We start from the raw sequence: 15,954 nt of genomic DNA, 5'->3' as shown, positions 1-15,954 counted from the left end.
CCCCGGACTTTTCCGGGGCCTTTAAATGATCAACCGTCCTTGCGGATGGTTTCGTTTTTCGGATCGTAGGGGCTGTCGCAGGTGACGACCGCATCCCACAGCTTGTCCTGAATTTTGACTTGCAGCTTGGTGCCTTCGACCGCCATTTCGGGCTTCACGTAACCCATGCCAATGGATTTCTCGAACGCCACCGAGTAGCCGCCCGAGGTCAAACGACCCACGCGCTCACCTTCCGGTGTGTACAGCGCTTCGCGGCCCCACGGATCGGCATCGTCCGGACCGTCGATCAGCAGGGTACAGCACTTCACGCGCACGCCGGTCTCTTCCAGCTTAGCCTTGCCGTAGAAATCCTTGGACAGGTCGACAAAGCGCGGCAGGTCGGCTTCCAGCGGGGTCGCGTCGCGGCCCAGTTCGGTGCCGAAGGCGCGATAGGATTTCTCCTGACGCAACCAGTTCTGGGCGCGCGCGCCGACCAGCTTCATACCGTGTTTCTCACCGGCTTTTTCCAGCAGGTCGAACAGGTAGTTCTGCATCTCGATCGGGTGGTGCAGTTCCCAACCCAGCTCACCGGTATAGGCCACACGGATCGCGTTGACCGGGCACATGCCGAGTTCGATCTGGCGCGCCGACAGCCACGGAAAGCGCTTGTTGGACAGAGCGGTTTCCGGATCGGCGTCTTTGATGACCTCTTTCAGGACATCACGGGACTTGGGTCCGGCGATGGCAAAGACGCCCCACTGCGTGGTCACGTCCTGGATCTCGATGTAGCCGAACTCCTCCATCTTGTCCTCAGCCGCCTTACGCAGGTAGTCGGCGTCGTACTCGGTCCAGGCACCGGCCGAGACGATGTAGTAGTTGTTCTCGCCGTTGCGAACGATGGTGTATTCGGTGCGGGTGGTGCCGTGCGAAGTCAGCGCGTAGGTCAGGTTGATGCGACCGACCTTGGGCAGCTTGTTGCAGGTGAACCAATCCAGGAACTGGGTCGCACCGGGGCCTTTGACGACGTGCTTGGTGAAGGCCGACGCATCGATCAGGCCAACGCCTTCGCGGATTGCTTTGGCTTCTTCGACGGCATATTGCCACCAGCCACCACGGCGGAACGAGCGTGCGTCATGGTCGAAGTTCTCGGGCGCATCCAGCGGACCGAAGTAGTTCGGGCGCTCCCAGCCGTTAACCCAACCAAACTGGGCACCACGCGCTTTCTGACGGTCATAGGCCGGTACGGTGCGCAGCGGACGGCACGCCTCACGCTCTTCATCCGGGTGGTGCAGGATGTAGACGTGCTCATAGCATTCTTCGTTCTTGCGCGCCGCGAACTCGGTGGTCATCCAGTTGCTGCTGTAACGTTTGGGGTCCAGAGAGGCCATGTCAATCTCGGCTTCGCCATCAACCATCATTTGGGCCAGATAGTAGCCGGTGCCGCCCGCAGCGGTGATACCGAAGCTGAAGCCCTCGGCCAGCCACATGTTGCGCAGACCGGGTGCGGGGCCAACCAGCGGGTTGCCGTCGGGGGTGTAGCAGATCGGGCCGTTGAAATCGTCTTTCAGACCGGATTCGGCGCAGGAAGGCACACGTTCGGCCATCGCCATGTACTGATCTGCAATCCGGTCCAGATCCAGCGGGAACAGATCGGCGCGAAAGCTGTCCGGCACACCATGTTCGAACTGCGCAGGAGCGCCATGTTCGTAGATACCCAGAATCCAGCCGCCACGTTCCTCGCGCGCGTAAGATTCATTGTCGGCATCCCGGACAACAGGGTGTTCGGGGTTGCCAGCTTCGCGCCATTTGACCAGCTCAGGGTCTTTGTCCATGACGATGAAGGTGTGTTCTACCGGGATCGCGGGCATTTTGATGCCCAGCATTTTGGCGGTGCGCTGTGCGTGGTTGCCCGATGCGGTCACGACATGCTCAGCAGTGATTACCACCTGCTCATCTGAAGGGACAAGGTTGCCGCCCTTCTCGACCATCTTGGTGCAGGTGACTTCCCAGTGGGTGCCGTTCCAATGGAACGCATCGGCCTGCATCTTGCGCACGATATCGACACCGCGCTGACGGGCCCCTTTGGCCATCGCCTGTGTCACGTCGGCAGGGTTAATGTAGCCGTCCTCGGTGTGGTAGATCGCGCCCTTCAGGTCCGATGTCTCGATCAGCGGCCAGCGTTCCTTAATCTGCTCAGGCGTCAGCCATTCATAGGCAACGTCGCAGGTCTCGGCGGTGGACGCATAGAGCATGTATTCGTCCATACGCTCTTGCGTCTGCGCCATCCGCAGGTTGCCAACGACGGCGAAGCCCGCGTTCAGACCAGTTTCTTCCTCGAGCGTCTTGTAGAAATCGACCGAGTATTTGTGAATGTGGGTCGTCGCATAGGACATGTTGAACAACGGCAACAGGCCTGCCGCGTGCCAGGTCGAGCCCGAGGTCAGCTCGTCCCGCTCGATCAGCATCACATCGTCCCAGCCAGCCTTGGCCAGATGATACGCAATCGAGGTTCCGACGGCGCCACCGCCAACGACAAGTGCTTTGACTTGGGTTTTCATTTGCCCGCTCTCCGGATTGAGTCTGTTTGGCAAGGTTTATGCCCAAGGACAGGCTTCAGCGCCATGTCCAGCCGACGCAAAAAAGATCAAAACCGACCTGAGGCTATCTCTATTGCGCCACCTTGCCCGATCGCCGGGCGGCTGCCAAATCTGAGGCGGTGCTGTCGAAGCTACAGAATCTTCCCAGGGTTCATTATATTGTTGGGGTCCAGAGCTGCTTTGATGGCGACCATGTAATCAGTGGCGGCTCCCAGCTCTTTGACCAGGTAGGGGCGTTTGCCCTGACCGATACCATGCTCGCCTGTGCAGGTGCCTTCCATCGAAATGGCCAGATCGTTCAGCCAGCCGACGAACTGATCAGCCTTGGCAACCTCGTCCGCGTTGTCCATGTCGATCAGTAGCAAAGTATGAAAATTGCCATCCCCAACATGCCCGACAATTGGTGCAAGCAAACCAAGCTCTGCTGCCTTATCCTGCGCGGCGGTCACGCATTCTGCCAGTTGCGAGATCGGAACACAGACATCCGTGGAAATTCCGCGGGCGCCCGGGCGCAGTTGTAAGCAGGCCCAGTACATGTCGTGACGCGCCTGCCACAGTTTGTTGCGTTCCTCAGTGGTCGTGGTTGAGGCGAAATCTGTACCGCCAAACTCTTCGGCAATTTGACCAAAGGTTGCAGCTTGTTCAGCGGCGCCCGTCTCAGACCCATGAAACTCGAGCAGTAGCAACGGAGTTTCGGGCAGGTCCAGACCAGAATATGCATTCGCTGCACGGACTGACATTTCGTCAAGCAGTTCAATTCTCGCGACCGGAATACCGTATTGGATCGTCATCATCACCGCCTGACAGGCGGTATCGACGGTTGGGAATGAACAACGGGCCGAACTGATCGCTTCTGGAATGCCCTGCAGACGCAAAGTGAGTTCGGTGATGATACCCAGAGTACCTTCGGCCCCGATCAGAAGCCGGGTCAGGTCATATCCTGCCGATGACTTCTTGGCCCTTTGACCCGTCCGTATGATCTGCCCATCCGGCATGACGGCTTCCAGGCTAAGGATGTTGTCTTTCATCGTTCCATAGCGCACCGCATTGGTGCCTGATGCCCGGGTCGCAGCCATTCCACCCAGCGATGCATTCGCTCCGGGATCAATGGGGAAAAACAAGCCCTGATCACGCAAATGCGTATTCAGATCTTCGCGCGTTACGCCGGGCTGGACGACACAATCAAGATCGCTGGCGTTGACGGCCAGCACCTTGTTCATTTGGCTTAAATCAATCGATACGCCACCCGCGGGCGCATTAACATGCCCCTCCAGCGATGTACCTGTCCCGAATGGAATGACCGGCACCTTGTGCGCGGCACAGGTTTTGACGATTTCAGAGACCTCTTCGGTCGAGTGCGGAAACACCACCGCATCCGGGCTTTGATTTTCGATCCATGTTGTGGTGTGGCCATGCTGCTCCCGGATCGCTGCGCCGGTTTGCAAGCGATCCCCAAACCTTTGCTTCAGAATACCAACGGCCGTTTCAATTCCGGACTCGTTGCGTGGCATAGCAGTGGCTTGCACCATGACATCCTCCCCTACCCGGACTTACGGGCCATTCAGCACATGACTAAAAGGCCCGCATGGTTGGGGCAATACCCACAAATCCGGATGCTTTATTCGCCCAGCGCGATACCTTCGCGCCTATGGTCAGCGGCCCCTTTCAGTCCATCTGAGATCTCAATGGCGTGAAGGCCCGAGGTCAGATCGCGTGCGTTGACCTCGAAACCCAGTTCAGTCAGCACATCTGAATAACCTTCGGCCGCAGTTCCCGCTTCGACATCGTAAGTTCCGAAACGATTTACCAGATGTGGGTGCGACAAGGCCTGCTGGACATTCATATCCCAATCCGCCCAGGCGATGATCGACTTGGCGACATAGCCAATTATGCGGCTGCCACCCGGCGATCCAATGGCCAGTACAGGTGCACCATCCTTCATCACAATGGTCGGGCTCATCGAAGATCTTGGGCGCTTACCCGGCTCCAACCGGTTCGCAATTGGAACACCGTCTCTATGTGTCTTGAACGAAAAATCGGTCAGTTCGTTGTTTAACAGAAAACCGTTGGTCATGAGCCGTGAGCCGAATCCGTTTTCAATCGTCGTCGTCATTGAAAGGACGTTGCCATAGGCATCCACGATCGAGATATGCGAGGTTGATGGCAGCTCCAACGAGATATCATCGGCCCAGTTCGACGCATGGTCGAATTCAGGGTTTCCCGGGGCAACCTCGGATAACGCCGCGTTGTCTTTCAACAATGCGGCCCGCTCTGCCAGATACTCCGAATCCACTAAACCTTCTGTCGGCATGGGAACAAAATCACTGTCAGCCATGTATCGGCCACGGTCGGCAAAGGCGAGACGAGAGGCATCTCCGATCAGGCGCCAAGCCTCGTGACTGTCTGGACCCATCGCGGACAAGTCATAGTTGTTGAGCATCCCAAGTATCTGTCCAACGGTCAGGGCGCCTGACGAAGGGGGGCCCATGCCACAGACATCGAACTCACGGTATTCGGCGCAAACGGGCTCGCGTTCGATAACTTGATAAAGCGCCAAATCGACACCAGAAAGCACTCCGGGATTTCCCGGTGCGTTTCGCACAGTGCTTACGATGTCAGACGCGATGTCTCCACCATAGAAACCAGCACTGCCTTCGGCAGCCAAAATGCGAAGGGTCTCGGCGTAGGCCGGGTTCATCAGGCGCTGCCCCTGCGAGAGGGGTTCGCCGCCGGGCAAGAAATACTCAGCGGTCACCGGAAAACGTGACAGGCGCTCGGCATCGTTCTCGACCAGACTTGCCAAACGTGGTGAAACAAGGAAGCCCTCATCCGCTAGCCGAATGCCATCATCGAACAGCGAAGGCCACGGGCTGCGCCCCCATTGGCGATGCGCCGTTTCCATCAAAGCAGGTGTGCCGGGCGTGCCGACCGAGAGCCCGCCAACCACGGCGTCAAAAAATTTCAGCGGCTCACCTTTTTCGTCCTGAAACAAGGTCGGTGTCGCCGCCAGCGGAGCGGTTTCACGTCCATCCAGCGTCGTCAGCTCGCCACTCGTAGCGTCATACCAGACCAGAAATGCGCCACCCCCAAGACCCGAGGATTGTGGCTCAACCAGCCCCAACACGACCTGTACCGCGATCATTGCATCTGCTGCGGTACCACCTGCGCGCAATACCTTTGCCCCGGCTTCGACAGCCAATGGGTTCGCGGCTGCAACCATCCAGTTCTCGGATGTAACTGGTTCACCAGCTGCCTTTGCCTCGAGCGCTGCAATCACTTCTTCGGTCAGGGCCTGAACTTGTCCTTCGGACGCACCTTCGGGCGCGACGGCATCAGCAGTTTCCTGAGCGATTGCAGGTGCGGAAATTACCGCCGCTGAGAGGAGTAGAAATGAAAGTCGACTGAAACGCATGATTTCCTCCAATTCAATGTTTGCTTTCAACAGTGTATGCCTCGGCAAAGCGTCACAACCATAAGGTGCAATGCGCGCGTGCGAAGGCAAATTTCCGCCACATGAAAAAACCCGGCCTCATCGTCGAACGAGACCGGGCGAAAATTTTAAATCATCGAAGGCACAACCTGATCCGGCGGTCGGTGGCCATCTTCGAAGGTTTTGATGTTGATGATGACCTTCTCACCCATCTCAATCCGCCCTTCCAACGTGGCCGAACCCATATGAGGCAGCAGCACGACATTTGGCAGCTGGCGCAGACGTGGGTTCACATTGGTCCCATGCTCGTAGACGTCCAGCCCTGCTCCGGCGATCTCACCCGCGCGGATCATGCGCGTCAGGGCGTTTTCATCCACCACTTCGCCGCGTGACGTATTCACAATGACAGCCGACGGCTTCATCAGCTTGAGCCTGCGTGCGTTCATCAAATGAAAGGTTGATGGCGTAGATGGGCAATTGACTGAGATCACATCCATTCGTGCGACCATCTGATCAAGACTGTCCCAGTAGGTCGCTTCCAGCTCTTCCTCAACCTCGGGGCGCAATCTGCGACGATTGTGGTAATGCACCTGCATGCCAAAAGCCTTGGCACGGCGAGCCACAGCCTGCCCGATCCTTCCCATGCCCAAAATCCCCAGACGACGACCGCCAATTCTGCCGCCAAGCAGAGCAGTAGGCGCCCATCCTGACCAGTCGCCCTTTTGCATAACGCCAAGACCTTCGGGAATGCGGCGCGTCACGGCCAAGATCAACGCCATTGTCATATCAGCAGTATCGTCGGTCAAAACACCCGGGGTGTTCGAAACCAAAATCCCACGTTGGCGCGCAGTTGCGACATCGATATTGTCCACCCCTGCCCCGTAGTTGGCGATCAGCCGCAGGTTTTCACCCGCCTGCCCCAGCAAGCCACCATCGATCGTATCGGTCACTGTCGGAACCAGCACATCCGCTTCCTGCACGGCAGAGACGAGCTCTTCTCGGGTCATGGGGGTGTCATTATCCCGCAACCGAACATCAAAAAGTTCGCTCAGGCGGGTTTCCACCGCTTCCGGCAACCGTCGCGTAACGACAACACTCAGACGTTCTCTTGGCACCTCAGCCCTCCTACTGCTTTGCAAACAGTCGCGCGCCATGGCATCGTGGCGCAGGAACAGGCGGGGCACAAGAACCCCACGTGCATTGACGCAACCTTTTTTCGAAACACAATAAACAGGCATAAGAGCAGGCCAGCAGTGAGTGCTATTTTTTCGGTGAAACGCCAAGGTTTGGCGGCCCTGACCGCATTTATTGTCGCGTTCGGCACATTTGCCGCCAACGCGGAAGAAAAGCGTGGTCCTGTCACCAATCTGCCTTTGCCACGGTTCGTCTCGATGAAAGCCGCAGAAGGCAACGTGCGTCGGGGGCCGTCACTGACCCACAGAATCGATTGGGTTTTCAAACGGCGCGGAATGCCTCTACAGATCACGGCCGAATATGGGAATTGGCGTAAGGTTCAGGACCGTGATGGCGCAGGGGGGTGGGTTCACTATGCGCTGCTGTCCGGCGTCCGCACCGTTCTGATCGAATCCGACATGCTGCCTGTCTATGCCAGCCCGGATACGAAATCCCAGATCAACGCCCATTTCGAGACCGGAGTTGTGGCACGCCTTGGAACCTGTTCAATCGATTGGTGCCGGGTTTCTGCGGGTGGCTATCGCGGCTGGACGCTAAAGGCCAACCTTTGGGGCGTTGATGCGGCTGAAATCCGCGAATGAGGGCGGCGCCTTTGTGACGCCGCCATTTCCGTCGCTATTCTTCGCTGCCGCGCTTTCCCAATTCCTGATCAAGCAAAAGCAGATTCCAACGATCACCATTGGCCGCCTTCACCCGGTCGAGGATTGACGTGAACAGATCTTCTTCTTCGATTTGCTCGGCAAGGAACCAGTTCAGCATGTTCTGAGTGCTGTATTCCTTGACCTCATGCGCCAGTTCAAACAGCGCGTTGATCTGACCGGTCACGGTTATTTCATTCGCCAGCGCATGTTCCAATGCTTCAACCGGAGACGCGTAGTCGGTTTGTGGCTTGGAAATTCCATCCAGTTCGATGCGTCCGCCCCGCTTTGCGATGAAGTCAAAAATCCGCATTGCGTGCTCGCCCTCTTCAGCAGAATGCCCTCTGAACCATTGGGCGAAACCGGGCAAGTCCTGCGCCTCGAAATAGGCTGCCATTGCGAGGTAAGTGTAAGATGCATGAAGCTCGTTGTTGATTTGAATATTCAGCGCTTCTGCGACTTTCGCATTCATTTTCATCTGCCGCTCCTACATGACAGGTTATCGTCTACTAATCAGCTAGGCGCTCCGAACATTAAACACAACAGCAGGAGAGTATTTTATTGTTAATTTACATAATATTACACCCAAATCAATGCAACTGAAAAGCACTCGCAGCTGGGTCGTTCACCGCGTTCTTCGAATAAAATCGCAGGTGAGTTCAGCCAGCTCCGGACCGACATCTTCCTGAAGAAAATGTCCGGCGTTCGGCAATACAACATGTGGCTGTCCTTCGGCCCCCGGGGACAGTTTTTGAAACACCTGGTCAATTCCAGCCATTATCTTGTCGTCTGCTCCAAATGCCGTCAGGATCGGCGTTTGCAAAGATCGAATGACGCTCCAGGCCTGTCGGTTCGGTTCGGCCGAAGGATCATCCGGCCGATCAGGAACCAACATGGGAAACTGCCGTGCACCGGCTTTGTAGGTATCGTCAGGAAATGGTGCATCATATGCAGCAACCTCTGCATCCGTCAGTTTTGATACTGTGCCACCAAACACGATCCGCCCTGCGCGAAAATCCGGTACATCCTGACTGAACTGGCGCCATGCGGCAAAAGCCTCTCCCAAAGGCTGATCGCCGGTTGGTAATGCTGTGTTCGCAACAACCACACGCGCAAATCGTTCTGGCATCTCAGCCCACAGGCGCAGCCCGATCAGGCCGCCCCAATCCTGACAAACCAGAGTTATGCCCTGCAGATCCAGTTTGCGCAGCACCTCGCCCATCCAGAACACGTGGCGCTCATAGGTATAGTCGCTGCGCTGTGTGGGCTTGTCCGACTTACCGAAACCAACCAAATCCGGGGCAATCACGCGATGGCCATCGCTCACGATATGAGGAATCATGTGGCGATATAGATAGGACCAGCTGGGTTCTCCATGCATGAGCAGAACAGGGGCAGCCTCATCAGACCCTTCATCCAGATAGTGCACCCTCAAACTGCCACCTTCGGTGTCATCAATTTGAATGTAGTTCGGGGTAAAATCGTAATCCGGCAAACCTGCAAAACATTCATCTGGTGTGCGCAACGTTTTCATAATTTTCCCTCCCTGATAGCGCAAAGACTAGCATCCAATTGTTCTGACAGTAGAGTGAACGTCACGACACAAGGGATGAGGAATTCATGAAAGCCGTCACATACACCGCATTTGGCCCGGCAGCAGACGTCCTGAACGTTCAGGAGATTGAGGCTCGTCCTCCGGCCCCCGGTGAAGTGACCGTTGATCTTGCATATTCCGGTGTGAATCCCTCGGATGTCAAAGCCCGTGCTGGTGCGCGACCGGGCGTCACCAAGCCTCCTTTTCCGGTTGTTGTCCCTCATAGCGACGGCTCCGGCATAATCTCAGCGGTTGGTGACGGCGTCGACAACTCTCGCATCGGGCAGCGCGTCTGGATCTGGAATGGTCAGTGGCAACGTGCATTCGGAACCGCAGCCACACAAATCACATTGCCCGCTGAACAGGTGGTCGATCTACCTGACCCGGTCTCGCTACAAACAGGTGCGATACTTGGAATCCCGGGGCTGACTGCCAGTCACACAGTGTTTTCAGGAGGTGAAATCGAAGGACAGACCCTACTAATCCACGGCGGCGCAGGCACCGTCGGCTTTCTCGCCGTCCAACTGGCGAAATGGGGCGGCGCACGAGTCATCTCGACCGCCAGTCCGCGCAATTTCGATCGGGTCAAAGATGCCGGTGCGGATATCGTACTTGACTACAATACGCCGGACCTACCCGAGCAAATCATTGCTGCGAATAACAGTCAGCTGGTCAATCGAATCGTCGATGTCGAATTTGGCCAGAATGTTGAAATCGACACAGCGGTCGTTGCCGAAAACGGGCGGATCAATGCCTTTGGCTCAGCTCAGGAAATGTCCCCTACTCTGCCCTTCTATCCCCTGATGTTCAAATCAGTAACGCTGGAAATGGTACTGGTATACTTGTTGACTTCTGAAGTTCGCGCGGCAGCCGCTCTAAGACTGAACAAAGCACTCGTCGCCAATGCACTGCATTGTCCTATTCAGGGTGTATATTCTTTGGAGGATTGCGCCCTGGCTCATCAGGCGGTCGAAGCTGGAAAACGCTCTGGGGCGATACTGATCGAGACAATCTGAACCGTCATAAAAATAATTTCAGATCGCCACACTTTTTTACAGGAAAGCTCTTGCGCCCCTCAGACAACAATCGTAGATAGCCGCTCACCGATGGGGTGTAGCCAAGTGGTAAGGCAGCGGTTTTTGGTACCGTGTATCGTAGGTTCGAATCCTACCACCCCAGCCACTTTCCACGAATGTGTCGTCCGGTAAGAATCGCAACTTGTCCGGCTTGAATCGCAACTTTTGTCGGGTAGGACGACAACTTTTATCAAATTTGGCGGTTTTGGCGGGTGGCTCACAGCTTAGTTCGCTGGTGTCCTTGCTACCAATAACTGCCGCGGCACATAAGGTCTTTAACTCTGGATTCAGCGCCTCAGGCGAATTGCTGACATCCGCTTCAATCTGCACCAACGAAAGCAATGCGCAGAAGTCGGACTTTGCAAAGTCAAACGAGCTGACCAAATACGACATCCTGCAACCCGGGCATTCGCTGCGGGTGTGTTTGCCCTGGTCTATCGAACTGGAACAACGTGGCCAGGCCAAGCGCCACACGGACCCGATCCACGGACCTACGAATTACAAATGACTGGGACTATGGGCTGTCTACTGCTTTGGGGCGTCAGAGCGGAAAGCGGTCCTTCTTTGCTTTAAGAGCAAAACAACTTCAGGTAATCAAGCTGCGATCTGTTTTATTGAGCGAAGGACTATTGAAATGGAATGGAGCACCTTGCTGTCGAACGAACGACTGCACGATCCAAAGTACTCGGAACAAGTGAACAGATCGATTTTTACACAGGACTACGACCGAATTGTTTTCTCGGAGCCTTTTCGGCGTCTGGCGAATAAAACTCAGGTGCAGCCACTCTACGAGCATGACCATGTTCACCACCGTCTGATCCATTCCATTGAAGTCGGCAGCGTCGGAAGATCACTGGCGATGGCAATCGGGCAATGGCTAGTTGAGCATGAGATCATCGACAAGGGTGAGGAAAACAGTCTGGCCAATATCGTTCAAGCTGCTTGCGCTGCGCATGACATCGGCAACCCTCCGTTCGGGCACTCTGGCGAGAACGCAATTGGCGAATGGTTCTTGGAAAAGTTTACGAATGCCAAAGGAATGTTCGCTGACCTGGACCCGATCTTGCAGGAAGAGTTCTGCGCATTTGAGGGAAATGCTCAGGGGTTCCGTATCATCGCCAGAACGGAAATGTATCGCAACGATGGTGGCATGCGACTATCAAAGGCGGTGCTTGGTGCCTTCATGAAGTATCCCCTCAGCGCAGCGACCAAGGAGGGTCTCTCAGACTTGGCCTACAAGGAAGATGGATACTTCGGCGGAAAAAAATTTGGTGTTTTCAACTCTGAGCTGCCTCTTTTTGAAGAAGTCGCTCAAGCGCTCAATCTGACAAAAGTTGAAGTTGGGTCGAATACTTGGTGGCGGCGTCACCCGTTGGTGTTCGTGGTCGAGGCAGCGGACGACATTTGCTACAACATCGTTGATCTCGAAGACGCTTTTACCACCGGCGAACTCCAGTTTGATGTCGTGCGTCGAGCGCTTTTTGACCTTGCTGACAAGCCCAATCGGGACACCTCGGATATGAGCGAAGCCGAACAGATCGCTTATCTACGCGCAGTAGCCATCGGAAAGGGCATCGAAAATTGCCTTGAGGCTTTCAAGGCAAACTACAGTGCGATTATGGCAGGCACTTTTTCTCAATCGTTGGTCGAGGCGGGGAAGCTGAGTAAGCAGTTTGAGGAAATCAAGGATCTCTCCAAGAAGAGGATCTTCACTGCCCGGCGAAAGACTGAATTGGAAGTTTCTGGCCACCGGATTATCGGCAATGTCTTGTCCGGTATCCTGCCCGTTTACGAGCAGCTTGCCACCAATAATTGGGATCGAAAAAGTTTGGATGATCATTCAAAGCAGGTAGAGAGGGCGCTGCTACTCGATCTCAGAGGAATCTCGAATGTTGAGCAGGCCCTGCATAGCATGGCGGATTTTATTTCGGGCATGACTGATCGGTATGCGCTGCGTATTTCAAGGATGCTTTCGGGCACATAATGGGCGTCTTACAAGCATGCTACTATCAAATTGCTCATGAAAGCCGCCATTCTCAGCCGCTGAGGTGAGTGTTCGCTTTGGGCAGGAACCGTCGCTGACACGAGTTGCAGAGAACCGCAGCTTCAAGCCTAAAGACGAATGCTGCACCTTGAATGAACGCCCGCTAAGCCTCTAGCTCTTCTGTTAACTACTCGACTAGATCATCAGTCTTTGAATGCAGGTTGCGCACGTTGCCACGGAAAACCGAAATCTCGGTCGGCCGTTCCACTTTCTCGCGACAGGGTCGGATCAATTTGCCCCCTGCAATCATGCCTTCGGTTTTCCTGCCCCAGCCAAGGGCAATGCCTTGACCGGCAACAGCGGCCTGCAACACAAGCGGGTATGCGCCCCACCTTCACAGTGGTGGTCGCATCGTCGATCTCCAGAATCTCGGGGCTCCGGTCAAATCGGTAGGTCTCGCCCGGATCGAAGATCAGCGGGATAAGGGAAAGGGTAGTTCCTTCAGCACCAGTGGATATGTCCATTACGGAGCCAAAAATGTGAACCACAACCAGACTTTCGCCAAACTGATGGCCGAAGGGTCGGAGCCTCGTTTTCTTTGGTCTTCAGCGACCAGTTGGGCTTCACCTCTTTCAACAGCATGAGCTCGAGGTCATCCCCGCAACCGCAAGGGCACCGCATAGCTACTGACCAATTATCGCCGTCGTCGCGACAGAGATAAACGTGACGCGATGGGATTGGAGCAGGGGGTGTATCTCCTTCGACGACGATAAGTCGTCTCTTGGGACCATGACGCTGCCAAAGGGATCTGAGCCAAAAACCAAAACTCATGCCGCATCCTTTCGGGCGGGCCGCGCCAGGCCCGGTATTCCGAGTAGTGGCTCGACGAGGCCTTGCGCTAAGCCGTGTGCTGAATCGCACACGAAATCACCTTCCGAAAAGAACTCAACTTCGCCCGCAGCGTGAGAGAAGAGCGTGCGCGCAAAGCCAGTACTACCGTCGAGCCGATAGAGATACTGACGCTCTATCCATTCCAAGACAGCATCGGAGGCAGCCCGCATGTTCAATGCCATGACGGAGGGCGCCTCTTCGTGAATCCCCGAGATGTACCCAGCCTCAATCTCCCGTTTGGCTGCTTCAGGCGCGTTGGCAAATAAGTATTCCGCGCGCAATCCCTCCGCAGTCACCACTCCTCGATCAGTCAGACTTGGCCCATCGGGGCTCACGAAATCGATGCGCCCGCAAACGTCTGCAACGTGAGGATGTCCATCTGCATCCCTACGTGTCGGAATCGTGACACCCATATCGATCAATGGGATCAGACAGTGCCGTGAAATTAGTTCAGCGATGCTCCGGCCGACCATGCTGTCCACACAAGAGAACAGAATATCAGCAGATGATGCTGCGACGACCGCTTTTCGCTCATCAATTGGCGCATCGATGATGGTGACTCTGGTATTGGGTGCATATCGCGCAATAGCCTCGACCATCATCTGTATTTTGGATCGGTTCTCATCAGCATCCGCGATGGAGGAATTGACGATACGGTTGAGGTTCTTGTGTTCGATTGTGTCGAAATCGATCAGAATCAAATGGCCGACACCTTTACGCGCCAACAGTTCGGCGACCAAAGATCCAGTACCGGACACACCAATCACGCATGCGGTCTGACGCGCAAAGGAATCGGTCATCTGCTTTCCAAAGGGCATGATATGGCATGCACTGAGCGTAGTGAGGTTCGTAATGTTCCTCCCAACGCGCCAGACTTGGTTAATCTCCTGATGCCCGCCAATTTCGTCATACACGCGGGCTTTCATCGCTCCGTCTGGCGTCATGATTGCGGACCCATGATAGGGACCATCTGCTTCGATTGCCGCGAATAATCCCGGCATAGTTACGCGGTCGCTCGCATCATCGACACGAGAAAATTTGAGCCCGCCGCCAGGATGGCTGTGGGCCAACACGATGGCGTCGGAATCTTGTTCGGCCTTGTCGATAGCCTCTTCGATACTTGAACCTGGCCAGCTAACAAAATCTCGTTTACGTGTAGCGCACGCCCTATCAGGCACGTTCAAGATATCGGCAACGATCAGTCTTTCACGTTTCGGACCGGTGTACCTGCAGATCAGGATTGCCGCTGATTCCAAGCCATCGCCTGGAAACAGCATGCCCCGTAGTTCCTCGTGCTGACGCTCTGTTAAGGTGAGGCTTCTAGTCATTCGCCCACCTCCTTCAAAAGCGCAGCTTCAACAACAGCAATGTGTGTCATCACACTGTCGGTCGCCGGGTTCCAACGCGTCTGACCGTTCAGATGACGGGACCACTGCTGGAAGGTCTGACCTGCAATGGCTGTCCGCCCCGATGTTTCGCCAATGACACGGCCATTGCTGAGCGTCAGGTGGGGAAAGCAATGAAACATGTCTATCTCAGACCGAGGATAGGTTGGCGGCACATCAATTGCGATGTCGACAAACGAGTGATTATAGCCCTCTGGCAGCACGAAGTTGCTAAGCAGCAGCCAACGGCGACCACGATCGACAAAGGTCTCCCAGTGCAAGCTGCGCTCATTCAGATATGCCTCGTCTTTTTCCAACAGTCCGAATTCACGGCGAGGCGCTGTTTGCACCTCGCCATTGTTGATCTGAGCCGGAGTCAGCCGAAGCTTTTCGATCCCCGGTAGGGTCAAATCGATCGTATCGGTCAGCGCTACCTGGAGTTTCGCTTCACCCTTCCGCTTCAGGATCGCAATCCATCCAGCGCTCGGATCGAAACCGGCCTGCGCCAAGGCATCTTTGACCACAACGACAGGAGATGTCAGCGTCAGCAACACACCCTGTACGTTGAGCTTCCAGGACGGCTGGCGAGAAACAAGCCGTTCGAGACCTTTGCCTGACAGACGGACAGCATCGTCATCAGCGAGTTCCTTATCAGGTGCGTCTGCGCGCTCCAGAAAAAGGGTCTCATTGTCAGGAATCCGGGCGATGAGCCGAATAAGAGCGACGGAAATCGTTGACGCCCCCCAGCTGAACCGGTGTCCGTTCACGATGAAGTTCAAGAGACGATCGGTCTTGAATGCGAAGAAGCGCTCTGGGCCCCGCGCTCGCAGATCGATGATGTCATCCAGTTCGATCACCTCCAGCTTTTTGCGACGAGGGAGGTAGAGCAACACATACTCATCGGCCGGCGATTGGTCAAAGGCATCCAGAATCTGCCGACCAGACGGTTTAGCATCGCTCAGCGAGCGTTTTTCGTCAAAGCCATCTCCGTCCCACAAACGCAAACGGTAGCTCTCAGCTTCAGGAATTTGCGCGTTTGGCTGGGCGCGCACCCAGTCTTCAATGTCGATCATACTCTGCATGGCAGCAGTCCTTTGTTCTTTGCCGTCAAACGACAAGTTTCACTTGCATCTCGGGATTCTTGGACTAATACTCCTCACAAGTCCCGATACGGACTTATCTATAT

At 55.4% G+C, this 15,954-nt stretch carries 13 protein-coding genes and 1 tRNA gene; 5 read left to right on the top strand and 9 right to left on the bottom strand.

The annotated features are described in order from the left end of the window. Positions 1-29 precede the first annotated feature (29 nt). From E1297_RS39645 to E1297_RS39630, 4 genes are all read right to left on the bottom strand, one after another. Positions 30-2,537, bottom strand: coding sequence for an FAD-dependent oxidoreductase (locus E1297_RS39645; protein ID WP_155148052.1), 2,508 nt, complete (start codon positions 2,535-2,537; stop codon positions 30-32). A gap of 170 nt (positions 2,538-2,707) precedes the next feature. Beyond that, positions 2,708-4,105 carry an FAD-binding oxidoreductase gene (locus E1297_RS39640; RefSeq protein ID WP_155148050.1) on the bottom strand — a complete coding sequence of 466 codons (1,398 nt, stop codon included), beginning with the start codon at positions 4,103-4,105 and terminating at the stop codon, positions 2,708-2,710. Positions 4,106-4,194: 89 nt separating this feature from the next. Then, positions 4,195-5,988: a gamma-glutamyltransferase gene (ggt, locus tag E1297_RS39635; protein ID WP_155148048.1), complete on the bottom strand. Its 1,794-nt coding sequence runs from the start codon at positions 5,986-5,988 to the stop codon at positions 4,195-4,197. 146 nt (positions 5,989-6,134) lie between these two features. Continuing rightward, a complete protein-coding gene (locus E1297_RS39630; RefSeq protein ID WP_170335475.1) occupies positions 6,135-7,121 on the bottom strand; it encodes a D-glycerate dehydrogenase in 987 nt (328 codons plus the stop codon). A 138-nt stretch (positions 7,122-7,259) separates the two neighbouring features. Here E1297_RS39630 and E1297_RS39625 point away from each other — a divergent pair, with 138 nt between their 5' ends. Further along, positions 7,260-7,781, top strand: coding sequence for an SH3 domain-containing protein (locus E1297_RS39625; RefSeq protein WP_209016277.1), 522 nt, complete (start codon positions 7,260-7,262; stop codon positions 7,779-7,781). A gap of 34 nt (positions 7,782-7,815) precedes the next feature. Here the strand turns inward: E1297_RS39625 and E1297_RS39620 are convergent, their stop codons facing one another. Both E1297_RS39620 and E1297_RS39615 read right to left on the bottom strand, forming a co-directional pair. Beyond that, positions 7,816-8,316 carry a ferritin gene (locus E1297_RS39620; protein ID WP_155148046.1) on the bottom strand — a complete coding sequence of 167 codons (501 nt, stop codon included), beginning with the start codon at positions 8,314-8,316 and terminating at the stop codon, positions 7,816-7,818. 147 nt (positions 8,317-8,463) lie between these two features. Then, positions 8,464-9,372: a haloalkane dehalogenase gene (locus tag E1297_RS39615; RefSeq protein ID WP_155148043.1), complete on the bottom strand. Its 909-nt coding sequence runs from the start codon at positions 9,370-9,372 to the stop codon at positions 8,464-8,466. 86 nt (positions 9,373-9,458) lie between these two features. On the opposite strand from E1297_RS39615, the gene E1297_RS39610 reads away from it, so the two are divergent. The 4 genes from E1297_RS39610 (at position 9,459) to dgt (ending at position 12,492) form a co-directional block, all read left to right on the top strand. Continuing rightward, positions 9,459-10,448, top strand: a complete 990-nt coding sequence (locus E1297_RS39610) for an NADPH:quinone reductase (protein ID WP_155148041.1) — start codon at positions 9,459-9,461, stop codon at positions 10,446-10,448. Between the two features lie 91 nt (positions 10,449-10,539). Further along, positions 10,540-10,614: transfer RNA gene (locus E1297_RS39605), tRNA-Gln, on the top strand. Between the two features lie 36 nt (positions 10,615-10,650). Next, positions 10,651-11,016 (top strand): hypothetical protein, encoded by a 366-nt coding sequence (locus E1297_RS49330; protein WP_196223517.1) that lies wholly within the window; start codon positions 10,651-10,653, stop codon positions 11,014-11,016. A gap of 126 nt (positions 11,017-11,142) precedes the next feature. Further along, positions 11,143-12,492: a dGTP triphosphohydrolase gene (gene dgt / locus E1297_RS39595; RefSeq protein WP_155148038.1), complete on the top strand. Its 1,350-nt coding sequence runs from the start codon at positions 11,143-11,145 to the stop codon at positions 12,490-12,492. A gap of 501 nt (positions 12,493-12,993) precedes the next feature. Here dgt and E1297_RS51445 read toward each other — a convergent pair. From E1297_RS51445 to E1297_RS39585, 3 genes are all read right to left on the bottom strand, one after another. Further along, a complete protein-coding gene (locus tag E1297_RS51445) occupies positions 12,994-13,173 on the bottom strand; it encodes a DUF6527 family protein (protein WP_244328062.1) in 180 nt (59 codons plus the stop codon). A 146-nt stretch (positions 13,174-13,319) separates the two neighbouring features. After that, positions 13,320-14,711 (bottom strand): ThiF family adenylyltransferase, encoded by a 1,392-nt coding sequence (locus tag E1297_RS39590; protein ID WP_155148037.1) that lies wholly within the window; start codon positions 14,709-14,711, stop codon positions 13,320-13,322. Beyond that, positions 14,708-15,850, bottom strand: a complete 1,143-nt coding sequence (locus E1297_RS39585; protein WP_155148035.1) for a multiubiquitin domain-containing protein — start codon at positions 15,848-15,850, stop codon at positions 14,708-14,710. The genes E1297_RS39590 and E1297_RS39585 overlap by 4 nt, the downstream gene beginning before the upstream one ends. Positions 15,851-15,954: the final 104 nt, after the last annotated feature.

The organism is Roseibium sp. RKSG952 (assembly GCF_009711355.1).
This window is presented reverse-complemented; position numbering and strand designations above follow the sequence as displayed.

Coding starts and splice junctions, on each gene's coding strand:
- E1297_RS39640 (WP_155148050.1), bottom strand. CDS start 4,105: ATGGTGCAAGCCACTGCTATGCCACGCAACGAGTCCGGAATTGAAACG.
- E1297_RS39590 (WP_155148037.1), bottom strand. CDS start 14,711: ATGACTAGAAGCCTCACCTTAACAGAGCGTCAGCACGAGGAACTACGG.
- E1297_RS39645 (WP_155148052.1), bottom strand. CDS start 2,537: ATGAAAACCCAAGTCAAAGCACTTGTCGTTGGCGGTGGCGCCGTCGGA.
- E1297_RS39620 (WP_155148046.1), bottom strand. CDS start 8,316: ATGAAAATGAATGCGAAAGTCGCAGAAGCGCTGAATATTCAAATCAAC.
- ggt (WP_155148048.1), bottom strand. CDS start 5,988: ATGCGTTTCAGTCGACTTTCATTTCTACTCCTCTCAGCGGCGGTAATT.
- E1297_RS39585 (WP_155148035.1), bottom strand. CDS start 15,850: ATGCAGAGTATGATCGACATTGAAGACTGGGTGCGCGCCCAGCCAAAC.
- E1297_RS51445 (WP_244328062.1), bottom strand. CDS start 13,173: ATGCGGTGCCCTTGCGGTTGCGGGGATGACCTCGAGCTCATGCTGTTG.
- E1297_RS39610 (WP_155148041.1), top strand. CDS start 9,459: ATGAAAGCCGTCACATACACCGCATTTGGCCCGGCAGCAGACGTCCTG.
- dgt (WP_155148038.1), top strand. CDS start 11,143: ATGGAATGGAGCACCTTGCTGTCGAACGAACGACTGCACGATCCAAAG.
- E1297_RS39615 (WP_155148043.1), bottom strand. CDS start 9,372: ATGAAAACGTTGCGCACACCAGATGAATGTTTTGCAGGTTTGCCGGAT.